We start from the raw sequence: 19,104 nt of genomic DNA, 5'->3' as shown, positions 1-19,104 counted from the left end.
GAGCGGAGCGAAGGAAAAATGGGAGCAGCGGCGTGAGCGCTAGTGGCGGAACGAAAGCGATCATTGCTGCGCTGGGGGCCAACCTCGGCATCGCGGTGACCAAGTTCATCGCCTTTGCCCTGACCGGCTCATCGTCGATGCTGGCAGAGGCGATCCACTCGGTCGCCGACTCGGGCAACCAGGCCCTGCTCCTCGTGGGCGGGCGCCGAGCTCAGCGGGCCGCAACGCCGCGGCACCCGTTCGGCTACGGCCGTGAGCGCTACATCTACGCGTTCATCGTCTCGATCGTGCTCTTCAGCGTCGGTGGCCTCTTCGCCCTCTACGAGGCGTGGCACAAGTTCTCGCACCCGGAGCCGATCGTCAACTTCAAGTGGGTGCCGATCGCGGTGCTGCTGGTCGCGATCGCCCTGGAGTCCTACTCCTTCCGCACGGCGATCGTCGAGTCCAACGCGGTGCGGGGCAAGGCCTCCTGGACGGACTTCATCCGCCGGGCCAAGGCTCCCGAGCTGCCGGTGGTGCTGCTGGAGGACCTCGGTGCCCTCGTCGGTCTCGTCTTCGCGCTCTTCGGCGTGAGCATGACGCTGCTCACCGACGACGGCCGCTGGGACGCGGCGGGCACCGCGATGATCGGCATCCTGCTCGTCGCGATCGCGGTCATCCTCGCCATCGAGACGAAGAGCCTGCTGCTCGGCGAGTCCGCCACGCCGGAGCACGTGGCTCAGATCGCCGAGGCGATCACGGCCGGTGACGAGGTCGAGCGCGTGATCCACATGCGTACCCTGCACCTCGGTCCGGAGGAGCTGCTCGTGGCCGCGAAGATCGCGATCCACGCCGGCGATTCGGCCGCCGAGATCGCCAGGGGAATCGACGCCGCGGAGGCGCGCATCCGCGCCGCCGTGCCGATCGCCCGCGTGATCTACCTGGAGCCCGATCTCGATCGGACGCCGGCGGCAAGCTGATGCTCGCCCTCGACAACCCCATCCGGGGGTACGCGTGGGGCTCCCACACGGTGATCGCTCACCTGCAGGGGCGCCCCACGCCGACGGAGGAGCCCGAGGCGGAGCTGTGGATCGGTGCCCACCCGTCGGCACCGTCCCGGCTCCCCGACGGCTCCTCGCTCGCCGACGTCATCGCCGCCGCGCCCGAGCGCGTCCTCGGCGCGCCGACCGTGGCGAGGTTCGGCCCCCGGCTGCCCTTCCTGCTCAAGGTGCTCGCGGCGGCGGAGCCGCTGTCGTTGCAGGCGCACCCGACGCTCGCCCAGGCGCGGGCCGGGTTCGCGGCGGGCGACCCCAATTACGTCGACGCCAACCACAAGCCCGAGCTCCTCGTCGCGATCGAGCCGATGGCGGCACTCTGCGGCTTCCGCGACCCGCTGGTCTCCGCCGACCGGATCGCCGCGCTGGCGATCCCGGATCTCGCACCGGTCGTGGCGCTGCTGCGCCGGGGCGATCTGCGGGAGGCCGTCGGCACGCTGCTGAGCTGGCCGGAGGACCAGCGCCACGAGCTCATCGGCACTGTCGCCAAGGGCGCCCGGCTGCTGCCCGGGCCCGACGCGGACGTGGTCGAGCTGCTCGCCGCGAAATACCCGCAGGACCTGGGTGTCCTGGTGTCGTTGCTGCTCAACCACGTGACGCTCCAGCCCGGCGAGGCGATCTGGATGCCGGCCGGCAACCTGCACGCCTACCTGCACGGTGCCGGCGTCGAGATCATGGCGGCGAGCGACAACGTGCTGCGCGGCGGACTGACGCCCAAGCGGGTCGACGTCGCGGAGCTGCTGCGGGTCGTGCGCTTCGAGGTGCTGGACTCGCCGCTCTTCCCGGCGGTCGAGTCGGAACCAGGACAGGCCGTCTGGGCGGTGCCGGTCCCCGATTTCGCGCTGCACCGGATCGCGGTCGCCGGTGACCCGGTGACGCTGACCGTGGCCGGGCCGCGCACGCTGCTCTGCCTCGGCGGCACGGTGACGGTGGCGGACGACGCGGGCTCGGTGACCCTCACCGGTGGTCGGGCGGCGTTCAGCGGAGCGGCCGACGGTGATCTGCACGTCACCGGTGACGGTGACCTTTATCTCGCCACGGTCGGTGCACTGACCGAGTAGTTCCGGTGATCGATCGAGTAGTTGCCGGGTGACGAATGGGACGCGAAATAGCGTACGGGACGGTTGACCACTCACGGACCGTCCGCCAGTGGTCAACCGCCCCGTACTTCCCCCCGGTTTGGTTCCCCCGCGCGTTCCTCGGACTTTCGTCGCGATAACGCTGCGTGGTTAAAGAGTCACACTCAGTGTGTTCCATGTCAAGCAATACGGGAAAAATAGGGCGCCTGGGGAGAGTAAACCTGCCCTAAGGGCCCCGCGTAGAGTGAAGGGTCGCACTAGGTCAGCCGACCGACAGGAGTTCTTTCATGACCCGCATCCTGACCGCTGGTGACTATAAAGTCGCCGATCTCTCCCTCGCCGCCTTCGGGCGCAAGGAGATCCAACTCGCCGAGCACGAAATGCCCGGCCTGATGGCAATCCGCCGGGAGTACGCCGACACCAAGCCGCTCACCGGCGCTCGGATCACCGGATCCCTGCACATGACCATCCAGACCGCGGTCCTGATCGAGACCCTCACGGCTCTCGGTGCCGAGGTCCGCTGGGCAAGCTGCAACATCTTCTCCACCCAGGACCACGCCGCCGCCGCGATCGTCGTCGGCCCCGAGGGCACGCCCGAGGCGCCGTCCGGCGTGCCGGTCTACGCCTGGAAGGGCGAGACGCTCGAGGAGTACTGGTGGTGCACCGAGCGCATCCTGCTCTGGCCCGATGGCCAGGGTCCCAACATGATCCTTGACGACGGCGGCGATGCGACGCTGCTCGTGCACAAGGGCGCCGAGTTCGAGGCCGCGGGTGCCGTGCCGGCCCCCACCGCCGACGACTCCGAGGAGTACGCGGTGATCCTGGGTGTCCTCGCGCGGTCGCTGACCGAGGACGACAAGCGCTGGACCGGCGTGGCGGCCGGCATCAAGGGCGTCACCGAGGAGACCACCACCGGCGTGCACCGTCTCTACGAGATGCAGGCGGCCGGCAAGCTGATCTTCCCGGCGATCAACGTCAACGACTCGGTGACGAAGAGCAAGTTCGACAACAAGTACGGTTGCCGCCACTCGCTCATCGACGGCATCAACCGGGCGACCGACGTGCTCATCGGTGGCAAGGTGGCCGTGGTCTTCGGCTACGGCGACGTCGGCAAGGGCTGCGCGGAGTCGCTGCGTGGCCAGGGCGCGCGCGTCATCATCACCGAGATCGACCCGATCTGCGCGCTGCAGGCGGCGATGGACGGCTACCAGGTGACCACGATCGAGGACGTCGTCGAGACCGGCGACATCTTCATCACGGCCACGGGCTGCAAGGATGTCATCACGGCCGACCACATGTCGCGGATGAAGCACAACGCGATCGTCGGCAACATCGGTCACTTCGACAACGAGATCGACATGGCCGGGCTCTTCAAGGACCCCAAGGTCAAGCGGATCAACATCAAGCCGCAGGTCGACGAGTTCGCGTTCGAGGACGGCCACTCGGTCATCATCCTGAGCGAGGGCCGCCTGCTGAACCTGGGCAACGCGACCGGCCACCCGTCGTTCGTCATGAGCAACAGCTTCGCCAATCAGACGATCGCTCAGATCGAGCTCTTCACGAAGACCTCGGAGTACCCGATCGGCGTCTACACGCTGTCGAAGGCGCTCGACGAGAAGGTCGCCCGCCTGCACCTGGGCGCCCTGGGCGTGAAGCTGACGGAGCTCACGAAGGAGCAGGCCTCCTACATGGGTCTGCCGATCGAGGGCCCGTACAAGGCTGACCACTACCGTTACTGATCCATATAGCTCGTTATAGCTCCATCGGCGACGCCGTCCACGACTGTGGTCGGCGTCGCTTTTTGTCACTCGACTTGACCTGGGGGACGGGCCTAGCATTAAGGTATGGCTGCCCTTACTTAGGACCGCCTCAGCTAACTTGAGTCGATCCATTTCGCCCACGACCCCCGGGAGCGAGCCAATGATCGGCAACGTCTTCCCCACGTTCCTCATCGGCCTGCGCGAAGGGCTGGAGGCGACGCTGGTCGTGAGCATCCTCGTCGCCTACCTCGTCAAGTCCGACCGGCGCGGCAAGCTGCCCCTGGTCTGGCTCGGCGTCGGGCTCGCCGTCGCGCTCTCCGTCGGAGCCGCAGCGCTGCTGGAGTACACGGCCGCCCACCTCACCCACGAGCAGCAGGAGCTCTTCGACGCGATCACCTCGATCGTCGCGGTCTGCTTCGTCACCTGGATGATCTTCTGGATGCGCCGGGCCGCCCGGTCCATCGGCGGCGAGCTGCGCGACAAGCTCAGCGAGGCGATCGGCATCGGCTCGGTCGCCGTGGTCGGCATGTCGTTCCTCGCCGTCGCCCGCGAGGGCCTGGAGACCGCGGTCCTCTTCTTCGCCACCATCGAGGGCAGCGACTCGCCCTGGTATGTCGTGGCGATCCTCGCCGGGATCCTGACCTCGGTCGTGATCGGGTATTTCCTCTACATCAGCGCCGTGCGGATCAACCTGACGAAGTTCTTCACCTGGACGGGCGCGCTGCTGGTCCTCGTCGCCGCCGGGATCCTGAAATACGGCGTGCACGACCTCCAGGAGGCCGACGTGCTCCCGGGCCTCAACGACCACGCCTTCGACCTGTCGAACGTCATCGACCCGACGAGCTGGGGCGCCCAGCTGATCGCCGGGATGTTCAACCTCACCGTCCAGCCCAGCGTGCTGGAGATGGTCGCCTGGGGCGCCTATGCGGTGCCCGTACTCATCCTGTTCCTGATGCCGAATCGGACCCCGCGCCCTGCGGCGGCCGTGCCAACCCCCGCGGAGTGATGATGCGTAAGACCCTGGTCCTGACCGGAGCGGCCCTGTTGGGCCTCGGCCTGACGGCGTGCAGCAAGGACGAGCCGAAGTCCGCCGACGCCGGTGGCCCGATCGCCGTCAGCGCCACCGACACCGCGTGCGATGTCGCCAAGAAGGAGGCGGCTTCGGGTGTCGTGACCTTCGCGATCAGCAACAAGGGCGGGAAGATCACCGAGTTCTACGTCTACGCCGCCGGTGACCGGGTCATGGCCGAGGTGGAGAACATCCCGCCGGGCATCACCCGCGAGCTCAAGGCCGAGCTGCCGGCCGGCACCTATGAGACCGCCTGCAAGCCGGGCATGATCGGCAGCGGCATCCGGGCGGCCTTCACGGTCAGCGGCTCGGCCGCGCCGCTGACCGCCGACGCGAAGCTCGCCGACGCGACCGCCAACTACCAGCGCTACGTGCAGAGCCAGACCGTGCCGCTGCTCGCCAAGACCGAGGAGTTCGTCACCGCGGTCAAGGCCGGTGACATCGCCAAGGCGAAGGCGCTCTTCCCGATCGCCCGGACCTACTGGGAGCGGATCGAGCCGGTCGCCGAGATCTTCGGCGACCTGGACCCGAAGATCGACGGCCGCGAGGACGTCATCGCCGAGGGCATGGCCTTCACCGGCTTCCACAAGCTGGAGCAGGACCTCTGGGTCAAGGGCGACGTGAGCAAGTCCGGCGCGATCGCCGACCAGCTGCTCGTCGACGTCAAGGAGATCGTCGCCAAGGCCACGGCGGAGAAGCTCTCCCCGCTGCAGCTCGCCAACGGCGCCAAGGAGCTGCTCGACGAGGTCGCCAGCGGCAAGATCACCGGCGAGGAGGACCGCTACTCGCACACCGACCTGTGGGACTTCGCCGCCAACCTCGAGGGTTCCAAGGCCTCCGTCGCCGCGCTCCGCCCGGCGCTGGAGGACCGTGCGCCGGACCTCGTCGCGAAGCTCGACACCGCTTTCAAGAACGCCGAGACCACGCTCGCCAAGCACCGCGACGGCGACGGCTGGAAGCTGCACACCGCACTGACCACCGGCGAGCTCAAGGAGCTCACCGATGTCATCAACGCCCTCGCCGAGCCGATCAGTAAGATCGCCGCGGTCATCGCGAAGTAGTCAGGGGACAACCATGGTCACTCGTCGTACGGCGATCACCCTCGCCGGAGTTGGCGCCGCCGGGCTCGCCGGGGCGGGTGCCATGGCACTGATCGACGGTGGCACCGGGGATGGCACGGCCAACGCCCTCTCCGGTGCCGCCGACGCGGTCGCGTTCTTCGGACCGCACCAGGCTGGGATCGTCACGCCGGCGCAGGACCGGCTGCACTTCGCGGCGTTCGACGTGATCGCGAAGGACCGGGCGGAGCTGATCGAGCTGCTCCGCGAGTGGACGGCCGCTGCGGCGCGATTGACGGCCGGGCACGACGCCGGCCACTTCGGCGCGGTCGGCGGCATCCCGGAGGCGCCGCCGGACGACACCGGCGAGGCGCTCGGCCTGCCCGCGAGCGGCCTCACCCTCACGATCGGCTTCGGCCCGACCCTGTTCCGCGACGCGGACGGCCGGGACCGGTTCGGCATCGCCGACAAGCGGCCCGCCGCGCTCGCGGACCTGCCCGCCTTCAGGGGCGACGCGCTGCGTCCGGAGATCTCCGGTGGCGACATCTGCATCCAGGCCTGCGCCAACGATCCGCAGGTCGCGGTGCACGCGATCCGCAATCTCGCCAGGATCGGGTTCGGCCGGGTCACGATGCGCTACTCGCAGCTCGGCTTCGGGCGTACCTCCTCGACATCGCGCGCGCAGGCCACCCCGCGCAACCTGATGGGCTTCAAGGACGGCACCGCCAACCTCAAGGCCGAGGACACGGAGCTGCTCAAGGAGCACCTGTGGGCCGACGCCCCCGACGGCGCGGCCTGGATGACGGGCGGCAGCTACCTCGTCACCCGGCGGATCCGGATGCTGATCGAGACCTGGGACCGCACCTCGCTCGGGGAGCAGGAGGCGATCATCGGCCGCGACAAGGGCGAGGGTGCGCCGCTGGGCAAGGCGAAGGAGTTCGACGAGCCGGACTTCACCGCGGTCGGTAAGGACGGCGAGAAGGTGATGCCGATGGAGGCGCACGTCCGCCTGGCCCACCCCGACTTCAACGGCAACGCCAGGCTGCTCCGGCGCGGCTACAACTTCGTCGACGGCTCGGACAGCCTGGGCCGCCTCGACGCCGGCCTGTTCTTCATGGCCTACCAGCGCGATCCCCGAAAGCAGTTCGTCCCGGTCCAGCGCAGCCTGGCCAAGGCCGACATCCTCAACGAATACATCCGCCACGTCTCCAGCGCGGTCTGGGCGATCCCCCCAGGCGTGTCGGGCCCCGAGGACTTCTGGGGCCGCACCCTCTTCACGTAGCCATAATTCGCGTTGATCAAGGGAAGACTCACCATCTCGGGTGTCCGATATGCGGCGAGTCTTCCCTTGATCAACGCGAATTGAGGGGGTCTGCCGCGGGGAGGGACAGGGGCAGGGGTGCCGCTGCTCGGGGGGCGGGGATCGGCGGGGGAGTGGGGAAGAGTTCCGGCCAGAGCGTGGCCTGAGCGCGGCGCGCGGTCGCCAGGCGCGTCGCGGCCCGGCGGTGCCTTTCACCCACAACCGCAGCCAGGTACGCCCACCCGGGAGTCCCCATCGGCGGCCTGGGAGTGGTCAGCGCCATCACCTCACCGGCGAGCCGCTCGCCGAGCCTGCTGCGGAAAGGCTCGCTGAGACTGCGGCTGCGGGCCAGGAAGTGCCGGCAGGCCAGGGCGAGATCGTCGTCGAGGGCCGTCAGGTCCAGCGTCGACGCCCACGGCACCAGGTGCGGCGGGATGCCGGGGACCCAGCCCCAGGTCATCGGCGTCCGGTCGTGGATGACGATCGTGCCCGCCGCGAGATCGCCGAGGCGCTTGCCCTGCGCGTTGGTGAGCATCGTGGTGATGCTGGCGAACCAGGTGATCACCGGTAGGAGCAGCCCTGGCCATTCCAGTGTCGCGCCGACCAGGGCGCGGGTGATCGCGTGCCGGAAGCGGATCGGGCCGCCGTCGTCGCGGACCACGCGCAGGCCCAGCACGAACTTGCCCGGTGTCCGGCCGCCGGAGAGCGTCTCCCACGCCGTCTGATAGGCGACGAAGACGAGGATGACCGTGATCACCTGCACCGCGCTGGCGAGCGCGGCGTCGGCGGCGAGGACGCCCATGCTGAGCATGGCGACGGGGAGCAGGATGATCAGCATCACGAGCTGCCCGACGACGTCGATCATGAGGGCGAGCGCGCGGGAGCCGACCCGCGCCACGCGTACCTCAAGCTGAACGGCCTCGCCGCTGACCAGTCGATGGTCGGGCTCGGAGCTGGTGACGGACATCCGCCCATCCAACACCACCGAAGCCAATCGCGGGGTCCCGCGGTGAGCGGGCCGACGCTACAGTGCGCACGTGGATCTGGATGCCTTCGTCGCGGAACACCAGGGCGAGTGGCGCCGTCTCGAGCAGCTCAGCCGCCGCCGCAGGCTCAACGCCCGCGAGGTGGACGAGCTGGTCGTTCTCTATCAGCGCGCGGCCACCCATCTCTCGGCGGTCCGGACCCGGATGCCCGACCCCTCGCTGCAGGCGCGGCTCACCCGGCTCGTGCTCACCGCCCGGGGCGCCGTCACCGGCAGCGAGGGCTTCTCGTGGCGGTCGGTGCAGCGCTTCTTCGTCCGAGACTTCCCGCTCGTCGTCTATCAGGCCCGAGCCTGGTGGATCGGCTCGGCGGTGGTCTCGCTCCTCCTCGCCGCGGTCATGGGCACCCTGGTGGTGGCCGATCCCGACATCGCCGCCGCGTTCTTCGACGAGAAGCAGATCGACCAGATCGTGCACCAGGATTTCGAGGGCTATTACAGCGAGTTCTTCGCGCCCAACTTCGCCGCGAGCCTCTGGACGCACAACGCCTGGCTCGCCGCGCAGTGCTTCGCGGGCGGGGTGCTGCTGCTGCCGGTGCTCTACCTGCTCTTCACCAACGCGATGAACCTCGGCGTGATGGGCGGGCTGATGATCGGCCACGGCCGGGCCGACGCGTTCTTCGGGCTGATCACGCCGCACGGGCTGCTGGAGCTGACGAGCCTGTTCATCGCCGCCGGCCTGGGGCTGCGGATCGGCTTCGCCTGGATCGCACCGGGTCCGGAGCTCAGCCGGGGCAGGGCGGTCGCCCGGGCGGCGCGGACGGGCATGGTCGGCGCGCTCGGCCTCTTCGCGGCGTTCTTCGTCTCGGCGCTGCTGGAGGCGTTCCTCACGCCGTCGCCGATGCCGTACCTGCTCAAGGACAGCCTCGGCGCGATCGTGTGGCTCGCCTTCCTCGCCTATGTCTGGACGCTGGGCCGCCGAGCGCAGCGCCTCGGCCTCACCGGCGACATCGAGAACTGAGCTCGTTCTAGAGCTGGCCGGCGGCTTTGAGGGCCAGGTAGGCGTCGGTGACCTCGGAGGCGAAGGTGGACGCCGGAGCATCGAGTACGCGGACACCGTGCCGGCTCAGCGCCGCCACCACCCGGTCCCGCTCGGCCCTGGCCCGCAGCCCCGCCACCTTGCGATAGACCGAGGTCGCATCGGTGATCGGGGTGTCGGCGAGCCCGTTGAGGACCGGGTCGTGCACGGCGGCGATGAGGACGCGGTGCTTGGCGGCGAGCCGGGGCAGCACCGGCAGCAGGCCCTCGCCGAGCGCACCGGGCTCCAGCGCGGTGAAGAGCACCACCAGGCTGCGTTTGCGCTCGCGCCGCAGGATCTCGCTCGTGACCAGCTCGAAGTCGGTCTCCGTCAGCGACGGCTGCAGCGGCGCGAGCGCGTTGACGAGCCGGGGCAGCAGGCCGCGTCCGGCGACCCGGGTCACGGCGGCCCGGACCCGCTCATCGGCGGCGATCAGGTCGACCTGGTCACCGGCGTGCTCGGCGACGGCGGCGAGCAGCAGGGCGGCGTCGATGGCGGCGTCCAGCCGTGGCTCGTCGCCGACCCGGACGGCACTCGTACGCCCCGTGTCGAGCACGCAGACGACCCGCCGGGAGCGTTCGGGGCGCCAGGTGCGGACCACGACGTCGTTGCGGCGTGCCGTCCCCCGCCAGTCGATCGAGCGGACATCGTCGCCGACCACGTACTCGCGGAGGGTGTCGAACTCGGAGCCCTGGCCGCGTCCCCGGATCGTCGTGACACCGTCGAGGGTGCGCAGCTTCGCCAGCTTCTCGGGCAGGTGCCGCCGGGACTCGAAGCGGGGCAGGACCCGCAGCTTCCACGGCGGGGTCATCCGGTCCGCCTTCGCCTGCCCGGCCTGGCGGAAGGTGAGCCCGAGGAAGCCGTAGCAGCGCACGGTCACCCGGACCGCCTCGCGATCGCCGCGCCGGGTCGGGCGCAGCGTGGTGACGAGCTTCTCGGTGCGCTCGCCCTCGATGACCAGGCGGTGCGACAGGGGCATGGCCTGCGCCGACGGCACCCAGGCGTCCCGGATCTCCACCCGGCACGCGGTGGAGTGCGGGTTGGTGACTGCCAGTTCGGTGGTCGCCTGCTCGCCGAGGCGGCAGATCCGGTCACCCGAGCGCTCCAGCTTCATGGTGGTCGGGTTGGGGGTGCTCCAGCGATCGAGCAGGCAGAGCAGGGCAACCGCGATGATCACTCCGGCCAGCCCCATCCACGGGTCGGGCCAGAGCCACAGGGTCGAGACGCCGACGCCGAGGAGGGCAGCGGCCCGCCACGTCACCATGGGCTGCTCACCGGGGGGTCGGCACGGTCGCGAGAACGGTGTCGAGCACGGCGTCCTGGGTGACGCCCTCCAGCTCCGCCTCCGGACGCAGCCGCAGCCGGTGCCGCAGGGTCGGCCCCGCCATGATCTTGACGTCGTCGGGGGTCACGAAGTCCCTGCCGTGCAGCCAGGCCCACGCCTTGGCGGTGTTGAGCAGGCTCGTCGCGCCACGGGGCGAGGCGCCCAGCTCGACGCTCGGCATGGTCCGGGTCGCCCGGCACAGGTCCACGACGTATGCCATCACCCCGTCGGCGACCGTCACCCGGCCGACAGCGGCCCGCGCCGCGGCGAGGTCGGCGGCGTCGGCGACCGGCTTCAGCCCGGCCGCGGCGAGATCGCGCGGGTCGAAGCCGTTGTGGTGGCTGCGTACGACGCCGAGCTCCTCGTCGCGGGTGGGCAGCGGCACCGTCAGCTTCAGCAGGAAGCGGTCGAGCTGTGCCTCCGGCAGCGGATAGGTGCCCTCGTGCTCGATCGGGTTCTGCGTCGCGGCGACCATGAACGGGTCCGGCAGCGGCCGGGCGGAGCCGTCGACCGAGACCTGCCGCTCCTCCATGACCTCCAGCAGCGCCGACTGGGTCTTCGGCGGCGTCCGGTTGATCTCGTCGGCGAGGAGCAGGTTGGTGAAGACCGGCCCTTCACGGAAGAGGAAGTTGGCGCTCTTCGGGTCGTAGATGAGCGAGCCCGTCACGTCGCCGGGCATGAGGTCGGGCGTGAACTGCACCCGCTTCATGCTCAGCGACAGCGACGCCGAGAAGGCCCGGACGAGCAGCGTCTTCGCGACACCGGGCGGCCCCTCCAGCAGCACGTGGCCACGGCAGAGCAGGGCGATCACCAGTCCGGCGATCGTGCCGTCCTGCCCGACGACGGCCTTGCCGACCTCGCCGCGCAGTCGGCCGAGCGCCGCGCGCGCCTGCTCGGCCTCGATCACGTGCGCCGGGTCTCTCGACACCACTTCGGTCACCGGTCGTCTCCTTGGTCGTCGTTGCTCTGATCGTCAGCGCTGGAATCCGCGCCGCGGACCGCGTCGCTGATGCTGCTCAGGAGGCGGGCGAGCTTGAGCATCTCCCGCTCGGTGGAGGGCCGGTCGTCGCCGAGCGCCGCCGCGGTCAGCTCCCGGTCGCCGCCGATCCGCGCCACCACGGCGTCGGCGAGCGTGTCCGTATCCGTCAGGGGCGGCAGGCCGAGCGCTTCGGTGATCCGGGGGCGCAGCACCTGCCGGAGCGTCTCCAGGCTCGTCGCGGTCGCCTTGGCCCGCTGATAGAGCCTGGCCCGGCCGAGCAGGGTCTCCGAGCCGCGGACGGAGACCGGCAGCGGCTCGTGCACGGGCCGGCCGAGCCGCCGCGCCCGCCACAGGGCCAGGAGCAGCAGCATCAGCAGGAGCCCGACGAGGATCGCCCAGAGGGCCGGCGGGAACACGTCCCAGATGTTCGGCGGCTCCTCGCCACCGCCCCCGGACGCCTCCCTCGACGGTCCGGACTGCGGCGTGGGCTTTCCGCCCTGCCCGTCGCCGCGATCGTCCTCGGGCTCGTCGTCGCCCGGACGCAGGGACGGCGGCACGACCGGGCCGTTGCTGGGCGCGTTCTCGTCGACGAGCGGGCCGGGTTCGGCCTCGTGCAGGTCGAGCCAGATCACGGTCGACTTCGTCGCGAGCAGGCCGACCGCGAGCGTCGCGTTGTCGTGCTCGGCGATCCGGTCGTTGCGGAAGATGTCGGCGCTGCCGACCGCGATCACCTCGGTGTTGCCGGAGAATGCCTGGACCAGGCCCTGGTCATAGCAGGTGACCACGTCCGGGCCGGTGTAGCGGGAGCGCGTCACGGCGGCCGGACCGGCGTCGGCGGTGCCCGCGATGGGGCAGCCGCCGCCGCCCGGTGCGGTCGCGACGGTCGACCAGGCGACACCGGTGAGCTCCATCGGTACGCGACCGTTGCGCAGGTCCAGCTCGCTCGGCTCGACCAGGACCACCCTCGTCGAGCTCGGCAGCAGGCGGAGCATCCCGAGGTAGCGCCAGTGCATCAGCCCCGGCGTGGTGATCACCAGCGTGGCGTCGCCCCGGGTGGCCTTGAGCAGGGCGTCCGAGGTTCGCGTCTCGCGGCTGATCGTCACGCCCCGGGCGCGCAGCCTGCTCGCCAGGGTGTCGGCGCCGGTCGGATCGTCCGCGCTCGGCGAGAGGTATGCCGGATCGGTCCGGCTGGGCTCCTCGATCGCGTGGAAGGCGCCCGTGACCGCGATCGCGACCAGCGCCGCCGTGATCGGGAGCACCAGTCTCAGCCAGCGCCGCCGCTTCACCGCGCACCGCCGATCAGGTGCTCGTGTACCTCGGCGGTCACGGTGCGCATCTCCTGGTCGTGGCTCTGCGTGGCGGGCTCTTCGGCGTACCAGACGGTGCTGAAGATGGCACCCGCGGCCCGCAGCGGGCCGTCGATCGTGGGGCGCGCGGCCGCAGCGGCCCGGGCCAGCTCGCTCACCGTCCAGCCGGGGCGGTTCTCGACCACGCCGTGGACGACGAGGTCGCGCACGGCGGCGCGGAGCCGCTCCCGGACGGCTTCGGCGAAGCGGCCCTCGCGGGCGAGCCGGTCGGCGAGCGACTCGTAGACCTCGATGGGCACCTCCGGCAGCTCCTCCGGAGCCGCGAGCAGGTCGTCCATCTGCTTCTCGGTGACCTTGGCCTTCTCGGCCGACTTGCGGTTGCGCCGCTTGAACAGGCGGGTGAGCAGCGCCAGCCGCAGCCGGGGCCAGCGCAGCCGCGGCAGGTGCGGCCGCGGCAGGCGGAAGCGCGGGCGACGGGGTTTGAAGCGCCGCCAGAACGAGCCGCGCAGGAAGAACGGGCGGCGGCGCGGCACCCAGCGGGGGTAGTAGTACCAGAGCAGGGCGATCACGACAGACAGGGCGACGAGGATGACGGCGGCCCAGCCGAGGGGGAAGATCTCACCGAAGGCGCCGACGAACTCGGTCCACCAGCGCGTCATCGATTCACCACCAGGGAGGTCGTCTCCAACCGGCCCTGCGAGGTGGCACGCGCGAGGGCGATGTCGAGCCCTTCGGTGCGCATCCGGGTCTCGACGTGCAGCACCGCGTCGAGGCAGGCGAGCGCGGGGTAGGCGATGGTGTTGACCAGCGTGAACGCCGCGACGACCACGATCGGGCCGAACTCCGGCAGACCGAAGCTCTGCCCGAAGCTGGTCGCCGCGAGCACGCCCAGGCCGAAGCCGAAGCGGGCCGTGAACCAGGCGATGTAACCCAGGAGCCGGATCGAGGCCCCCCGGCCGGCGAGCCTGGTGCCGAGGCGGAAGCCCCGCCAGAACGAGGGGAACAACCCCAACCGGTCGATGACGAGTACGGGCACCACGAGCCCCAGCAGCGGATAGCCGATCAGCCAGCCCGGAGCGACCAGGGTCAGCACCATGGTGATCGCACCCGCGAGAAGGGCGACCGGCACGACCAGCCACATCCGGCTGCCCCTGATCAGCGAGCCGACCGAGGGCCGCAGGTGGGTCGTGCCGTGGGCCGCCGCCCGACCGGCGAAGCCGCCGAGCAGCGCGATGATGAGCGTCTCGGTCCCCGCGCCGATCGCGATGACGAGCCACGGCTCGCCGAAGAGGTCCTCGAATGCGGGCAGCGGTGAGGCGTCGCCGAAGTAGGCGAGCCGCAGCGGCGTCAGCGCGAGCTGCTCCAGGACGGCGAGGACGAACGCGAAGGGCAGCAGCACCGGCGCTGCGGAGCGGGCGAGGCCGACCGAGGCGTCGAGCAGCTCGCCCACGGTGAGTGGACGCAGCGGCAACGGCTCGGGGCGCACGTGGACTCCGGGGTCTGCTGTCGAGGGGGACGCGCGCCATCCTGGCATGCGAACGCACGCTTCGGGGACCCGAGGATCCTCCGGAGGGCTGGTAAGGGGACGTTCAAGCGGCTATTGCCCTGATTTATCGATGGGCGGTGCCAAACTGGGGACCCCGTGGGGCACGCGAACATCGCGGAGGTGGAATATTGGACCGCATGAGACCCCGGGTCCTGGTTGTCGATGATGATCCCGCGCTGGCAGAGATGCTCGGCATCGTGCTGCGCAGCGAGGGATTCCTGCCCGCCTTCGTGGCCGACGGTGAGCGCGCCCTCGCCGCGTTCCGCGAGGCCCGACCCGACATCGTGCTGCTCGACCTGATGCTGCCGGGGATGAGCGGCATCGACGTCTGCCGGGCGATCCGCGCGGAGTCCGGCATCCCGATCGTCATGCTCACCGCGAAGAGCGACACGGTCGACATCGTGCTGGGGCTCGAGTCGGGCGCCGACGACTATGTGGTCAAGCCGTTCAAGCCCAAGGAGCTGGTCGCCCGGGTCCGGGCCCGGCTGCGCCGAGGCGAGGACGCCGCCCCCGAGCTGCTCACGATCGGCCCGCCCGGCAACCAGATCACCATCGACGTGCCTGCGCACACGGTCACCCGTGACAGCGAGGAGGTGAAGCTCACGCCGCTGGAGTTCGACCTGCTCGTGGCGCTCGCCCGCAAACCGCGCCAGGTTTTCACCCGCGAGGTCCTGCTGGAGCAGGTCTGGGGTTATCGGCATGCGGCGGACACGCGACTGGTCAATGTCCACGTGCAGCGCCTCCGCGCCAAGATCGAGCCCGATCCGGAGCGTCCAGAGATCATCTTGACTGTTCGAGGGGTGGGTTACAAGGCCGGCACCAGCTAGTCTTGGTCCCGCTGATGACCCAGACCCCCGCCACCCCCAGCTCACCGGAGAGCGACGAGACCGCTGCGGCGGCTGTCCCTCCGGTCGATGCGCACGCTCCCGACGGCTCGCTGAGCCACCTGGGGCGGCGAGCCGGTGTCGCCGTCGGCGAGCTGGGCCGCCGCGCCAGGCGGGGCACGATTCAGGCGGTCAAGCGGGTGGTGGCGGCGTCCGGCCCGCTCGGCAGCCGGATCGCGCCGGCGCTCACCGTCGCGCACCGCTCCTGGCGCCGCTCGCTGCAGATTCGGATGATCACCATTACCGTGATCACCTCGGGCGTGCTCGTCGGCGGCTTCAGCTTCCTCATCGCCGAGCGTTCCACCACCGCGCTCGTCGCGGGCACCACCAGCAGCGTCAAGGCACAGCTCGAAAGCGGAGCGGGCTATGCGCAGGACCAGCTCAACAACTACAGCCGCTGGGGCGATCCAGGGGTGAACCAGACCGTCGACGACATCCTCGGCCGGCTCCGGGTCACTCCCGAGCAGGGCGGCGGCGTGGTCGTGGCGATGATGGTCGCCCAGGACCCGATGGCCGGCATCTTCAAGTCGACGGCCGCGGTCGACGTCAACAGCGGCAACGCGATCTCCACCGAGCTGCGCGAGGCCGTCACGGCCGGGCAGCTCGCCCACGAGATCGTCTCCGCGGACATCACCCCCGACGACAACGATCACTCGCTCACCACCTATCTCGTCTTCGGGCGGGGCGTCGAGACCCGCTGGGGTCCCGACGAGGCGAAGGTCCAGATCTACTACCTGGTGCCGCTGACGACCCAGGAGCGGATCGCCGACACGTTCCGCACCACGATCGCCGCCTTCGCCGTGCTGCTGGTGCTGGTCCTGACCCTCGTCGTCTCGCTCGTGATCCGGCTGGTCGTCAATCCCGTTCGGATCGCCGCCCGCACCGCCCAGCGCCTCTCCGCCGGCCTGCTCGACCAGCGGATGGAGGTGAACGGTGAGGACGATCTCGCGTTGCTCGCCACGGCCTTCAACCAGATGGCCGCCAACCTCCAGCGGCAGATCGTGCGGCTGGAGGAGATGTCCCGCCTGCAGCGGCGGTTCACCTCGGACGTGTCGCACGAGCTGCGGACGCCGCTCACCACCGTCCGGATGGCCGCCGACCTGATCTACGGCGAGCGCGACGAGCTCGATCCCGCCCTCGCCAGAAGCGCCGAGCTGCTCCAGCACGAGCTGGACCGCTTCGAGAGCCTCCTCACCGATCTGCTGGAGATCAGCCGCTTCGATGCGGGCTTCGCCATGCTCGACCTGGAGCCCACCGACCTCGTTCCGATCGTCGCCCGGGTCGTCGACCGGTTGGGTTCCGTCGCCGCCCGCGCCGGGATCCAGGTCGAGATCGTCACTCCCGAGCCCCCGGTGATCGCCGAGATCGACCCGCGGCGGGTCGAGCGGGTGCTGCGCAACCTCGTCGGCAACGCCGTCGAGCACGGTGAGGGCCGCCCCGTCGTGGTGACCCTCGGTGCCTCGGAGGGGGCGGTCGCCATCACGGTTCGCGACCTCGGCGTCGGCTTGAAGCCGGGCGAGGAGAAGCTGGTCTTCAACCGGTTCTGGCGGGCCGACCCGTCCCGGGCCCGGCAGACCGGCGGCACCGGCCTCGGCCTCTCCATCGCGGCCGAGGACGCCAAGCTGCACGGCGGCTGGCTGGAGGCCTGGGGCAAGCCCGGCGAGGGCGCCCAGTTCCGGCTCACCCTTCCCGTCCGCGCTGGTGACCGGATCAGGGAAGCCCCGCTGCCGCTCGCGCCCCAGCCCGCCCTTCCCGCGCAGCGCGAGGAGTCGGAGCACGCCGAGCCCGAGGCGGTGACCGCGTGAACCGGCGGCAGCTGATGCGGATGGCGGTCCTGGCCGGGATGAGCGGGGGCCTCGCGGCCTGCGGCATCGACAACGACGGCGGCGTGGTCATCGACGGACCGGGCCCATCCGGCGGGTCCGGGGTCGGCGGCGGATTGCCGGTCGTCCCGAAGCTGCGCCGGGATGCGGTGTCGGCGGCCCAGCTCATCCAGTATTTCCTGGCCGCCCCCGCCGGCATCGAAGACGAGAAGGCGATGCTCGCGCGGGTGCGGGCCTTCCTGGCGCCGGCCGCCAAGGACTGGTCGCCCCGCAACAACAGCATCAACGTGGTGCGTGCGGTTGCTGGCGAGCTCAAACCCGACAGTTCCAGTAACAAGTGGTCGCAGCAGATAACCATCCTCCCCATCGGCGTTCTGTTACCCGGGGGCATGCTCGCGCCGCCGACGAGGCCCGGATCCCGGAAGATCACCCTCCGGGTCTCCGCAGCCGTGGACGAGTCGGTGGGCGGCTTCTACATCATCACCGACGAGGCAGGCGACGAGGAGCCGCTGGACGAGATCCTGCTCAGCGAGGCCGCGCTCGGCCAGTTCTACCAACCGCGCAGCCTCTACTACTGGAACACCGAGAACACCGCTCTCGTCCCGGATCTGCGCTACATCAGCCGCGCCTACGACGATGCGCGGCGCCGGGACGCGATGGTGAAGCTCCTGGTGGAGGACGGTCCGGCTCCGTGGGTGGCGCCGGCGGTGCTGCGGTTCCCGCAGAACTCCACCAAGATCGGCAATGTCGTGCAGAAGGAGGGCAACCTCATCGTCAACCTGAGCTCCGGCACCACCGCGATCCGCGACACCAACAAGGTGGGTTCGCAGCTCCGCTGGACGCTGCACCGCGAGCTCGCCTCGGGTGCTCTCGACGTCGCCCTGCAGATCGAGAGCGAGCCGCGGGCCACGGTGCGCGATTACCTCTCCGACAATCGGGCGTGGCGGTCACCCAACGCCCCCGACCGAGGGCTCTTCGCCATCGTGGAGTCGCAGCTCGTGAGCCTCGACTCGCACCAGGTCTCGTCGCTGATGTCGGTGCTGACGCCGAAGGAGTCCAAGGAGACCGATCCGAAGCTTCTGATCGAGTCTGCGGCGATCACCGCCGACGGGCAGACCGTCGCGGCGGTCCGGCGCGACGCCGAGGGGCAGCGCTACCTCGTCATCGGCTCCGAGAGCGACCCCAAGGCCGATCCGCTGCAGTATTCGCTCACGGCGGGTGCCTCCGTTTCGCGGCCGGTCTGGCTCGGCGGTGAGAGCGTCCTGCTCGTCGTCGGTGGCGAGCTGATGCAGTTTTCGCGTGCCGGAGGGAAGCAGGGCGCGGGGGAGAGCGTCTCCGGTCAGCCCAACGGTAAAAGGATCACCTCCGTCGCGGTCGCGCCCGATGGCCGGCGGCTCGCCCTGCTCGTCAACGGCCGCGTCTACATGGTGGCGATCCAGGGGATGAAGAAGCCGATCGAACTCGCGTCCGAGGGCCGTTACCTGCCCCTCGAGCTGCCCCTCGAGAGCCCTTCCCATGTCACCGCCGTCGCCTTCGGCGCGGAGGACCGCCTGATCCTCGGCTGGACCGGAGATCTCGGCCGGCCCTATATCGGCGAGTGCAACGTCTTCGGCGGGGACTTCCGGATGATCCTCGAAGAAGTGGGCCCGTCCGGCATCCGGGTGCTCTCCCTCTCGGCCTCCCCGATCTCGCCGACCGACCCGCTATCGCTGGTCGCCGTCTACAGCACGGTCAAGGGCTCATTCCGGATCACCCCCAATGAGCAGCTGTCCTTCAAGGGCCAGCTGCCGCAGGTCGCCCCCAGCGGCTCGCCGAGCGCGAGCACGAGCGCGACCCCGAAGGCACCGATCGTGTCGAGCCCCTTCTTCACGAGCTGACCCG

Annotated in this window: 16 protein-coding genes; 10 read left to right on the top strand and 6 right to left on the bottom strand. The window is 70.2% G+C overall.

Features of this window, described 5'->3' with window-relative positions; genetic code table 11:
• The first annotated feature begins 32 nt into the window (after positions 1-32).
• The 6 genes from F4553_RS17940 (at position 33) to efeB (ending at position 7,282) form a co-directional block, all read left to right on the top strand.
• Positions 33-959, top strand: coding sequence for a cation diffusion facilitator family transporter (locus F4553_RS17940; protein WP_184837510.1), 927 nt, complete (start codon positions 33-35; stop codon positions 957-959).
• Complete coding sequence (manA, locus tag F4553_RS17935; RefSeq protein WP_184837508.1) at positions 959-2,095, top strand: mannose-6-phosphate isomerase, class I; 1,137 nt, start codon at positions 959-961, stop codon at positions 2,093-2,095. Before F4553_RS17940 ends, manA begins: the two co-directional genes overlap by 1 nt.
• A gap of 305 nt (positions 2,096-2,400) precedes the next feature.
• Positions 2,401-3,852, top strand: coding sequence for an adenosylhomocysteinase (gene ahcY / locus F4553_RS17930; protein WP_184837506.1), 1,452 nt, complete (start codon positions 2,401-2,403; stop codon positions 3,850-3,852).
• Positions 3,853-4,033: 181 nt separating this feature from the next.
• A complete protein-coding gene (gene efeU, locus F4553_RS17925) occupies positions 4,034-4,879 on the top strand; it encodes an iron uptake transporter permease EfeU (protein WP_184837504.1) in 846 nt (281 codons plus the stop codon).
• A gap of 2 nt (positions 4,880-4,881) precedes the next feature.
• Positions 4,882-6,003, top strand: coding sequence for an iron uptake system protein EfeO (gene efeO / locus F4553_RS17920; RefSeq protein ID WP_184837502.1), 1,122 nt, complete (start codon positions 4,882-4,884; stop codon positions 6,001-6,003).
• 13 nt (positions 6,004-6,016) lie between these two features.
• Complete coding sequence (efeB, locus tag F4553_RS17915; RefSeq protein ID WP_246466392.1) at positions 6,017-7,282, top strand: iron uptake transporter deferrochelatase/peroxidase subunit; 1,266 nt, start codon at positions 6,017-6,019, stop codon at positions 7,280-7,282.
• Between the two features lie 70 nt (positions 7,283-7,352).
• Here efeB and F4553_RS17910 read toward each other — a convergent pair whose 3' ends face one another.
• The gene (locus F4553_RS17910; protein WP_184837498.1) at positions 7,353-8,267 is read right to left on the bottom strand and encodes an RDD family protein; all 915 of its coding nucleotides are present in this window, start codon (positions 8,265-8,267) and stop codon (positions 7,353-7,355) included.
• Between the two features lie 70 nt (positions 8,268-8,337).
• On the opposite strand from F4553_RS17910, the gene F4553_RS17905 reads away from it, so the two are divergent.
• Positions 8,338-9,303, top strand: a complete 966-nt coding sequence (locus F4553_RS17905) for a stage II sporulation protein M (protein WP_184837496.1) — start codon at positions 8,338-8,340, stop codon at positions 9,301-9,303.
• Positions 9,304-9,310: 7 nt separating this feature from the next.
• Here F4553_RS17905 and F4553_RS17900 read toward each other — a convergent pair whose 3' ends face one another.
• The 5 genes from F4553_RS17900 to F4553_RS17880 are packed head-to-tail and all read right to left on the bottom strand — an operon-like array spanning position 9,311 to position 14,456.
• Positions 9,311-10,624, bottom strand: a complete 1,314-nt coding sequence (locus F4553_RS17900; protein WP_184837494.1) for a DUF58 domain-containing protein — start codon at positions 10,622-10,624, stop codon at positions 9,311-9,313.
• Between the two features lie 7 nt (positions 10,625-10,631).
• Complete coding sequence (locus F4553_RS17895; protein WP_312875251.1) at positions 10,632-11,624, bottom strand: AAA family ATPase; 993 nt, start codon at positions 11,622-11,624, stop codon at positions 10,632-10,634.
• Positions 11,621-12,922, bottom strand: coding sequence for a DUF4350 domain-containing protein (locus F4553_RS17890; RefSeq protein WP_184837492.1), 1,302 nt, complete (start codon positions 12,920-12,922; stop codon positions 11,621-11,623). The genes F4553_RS17895 and F4553_RS17890 overlap by 4 nt, the downstream gene beginning before the upstream one ends.
• A gap of 23 nt (positions 12,923-12,945) precedes the next feature.
• On the bottom strand, positions 12,946-13,629 hold the full coding sequence (locus F4553_RS17885) for a DUF4129 domain-containing protein (RefSeq protein WP_184837490.1): 684 nt from the start codon (positions 13,627-13,629) through the stop codon (positions 12,946-12,948).
• Positions 13,626-14,456, bottom strand: coding sequence for a hypothetical protein (locus F4553_RS17880; protein WP_184837488.1), 831 nt, complete (start codon positions 14,454-14,456; stop codon positions 13,626-13,628). Before F4553_RS17880 ends, F4553_RS17885 begins: the two co-directional genes overlap by 4 nt.
• 197 nt (positions 14,457-14,653) lie before the next feature.
• On the opposite strand from F4553_RS17880, the gene mtrA reads away from it, so the two are divergent.
• The 3 genes from mtrA to F4553_RS17865 are packed head-to-tail and all read left to right on the top strand — an operon-like array spanning position 14,654 to position 19,100.
• On the top strand, positions 14,654-15,343 hold the full coding sequence (mtrA, locus tag F4553_RS17875; RefSeq protein WP_184837486.1) for an MtrAB system response regulator MtrA: 690 nt from the start codon (positions 14,654-14,656) through the stop codon (positions 15,341-15,343).
• 14 nt (positions 15,344-15,357) lie between these two features.
• A complete protein-coding gene (gene mtrB / locus F4553_RS17870) occupies positions 15,358-17,205 on the top strand; it encodes an MtrAB system histidine kinase MtrB (protein WP_184837484.1) in 1,848 nt (615 codons plus the stop codon).
• The gene (locus tag F4553_RS17865; RefSeq protein ID WP_184837482.1) at positions 17,202-19,100 is read left to right on the top strand and encodes an LpqB family beta-propeller domain-containing protein; all 1,899 of its coding nucleotides are present in this window, start codon (positions 17,202-17,204) and stop codon (positions 19,098-19,100) included. Before mtrB ends, F4553_RS17865 begins: the two co-directional genes overlap by 4 nt.
• The last annotated feature ends 4 nt before the right edge of the window (positions 19,101-19,104 follow it).

It is taken from the genome of Allocatelliglobosispora scoriae (genome assembly GCF_014204945.1).
GTDB classification, from domain to species: Bacteria; Actinomycetota; Actinomycetes; order Mycobacteriales; family Micromonosporaceae; genus Allocatelliglobosispora; species Allocatelliglobosispora scoriae.
Note: the sequence above shows the minus strand (reverse complement) of the source record. Positions and strands in the feature narration are given on the sequence as shown.

Coding starts and splice junctions, on each gene's coding strand:
- manA (WP_184837508.1), top strand. CDS start 959: ATGCTCGCCCTCGACAACCCCATCCGGGGGTACGCGTGGGGCTCCCAC.
- ahcY (WP_184837506.1), top strand. CDS start 2,401: ATGACCCGCATCCTGACCGCTGGTGACTATAAAGTCGCCGATCTCTCC.
- efeU (WP_184837504.1), top strand. CDS start 4,034: ATGATCGGCAACGTCTTCCCCACGTTCCTCATCGGCCTGCGCGAAGGG.
- efeO (WP_184837502.1), top strand. CDS start 4,882: ATGCGTAAGACCCTGGTCCTGACCGGAGCGGCCCTGTTGGGCCTCGGC.
- efeB (WP_246466392.1), top strand. CDS start 6,017: ATGGTCACTCGTCGTACGGCGATCACCCTCGCCGGAGTTGGCGCCGCC.
- F4553_RS17910 (WP_184837498.1), bottom strand. CDS start 8,267: ATGTCCGTCACCAGCTCCGAGCCCGACCATCGACTGGTCAGCGGCGAG.
- F4553_RS17900 (WP_184837494.1), bottom strand. CDS start 10,624: ATGGTGACGTGGCGGGCCGCTGCCCTCCTCGGCGTCGGCGTCTCGACC.
- F4553_RS17885 (WP_184837490.1), bottom strand. CDS start 13,629: ATGACGCGCTGGTGGACCGAGTTCGTCGGCGCCTTCGGTGAGATCTTC.
- mtrA (WP_184837486.1), top strand. CDS start 14,654: ATGAGACCCCGGGTCCTGGTTGTCGATGATGATCCCGCGCTGGCAGAG.
- mtrB (WP_184837484.1), top strand. CDS start 15,358: ATGACCCAGACCCCCGCCACCCCCAGCTCACCGGAGAGCGACGAGACC.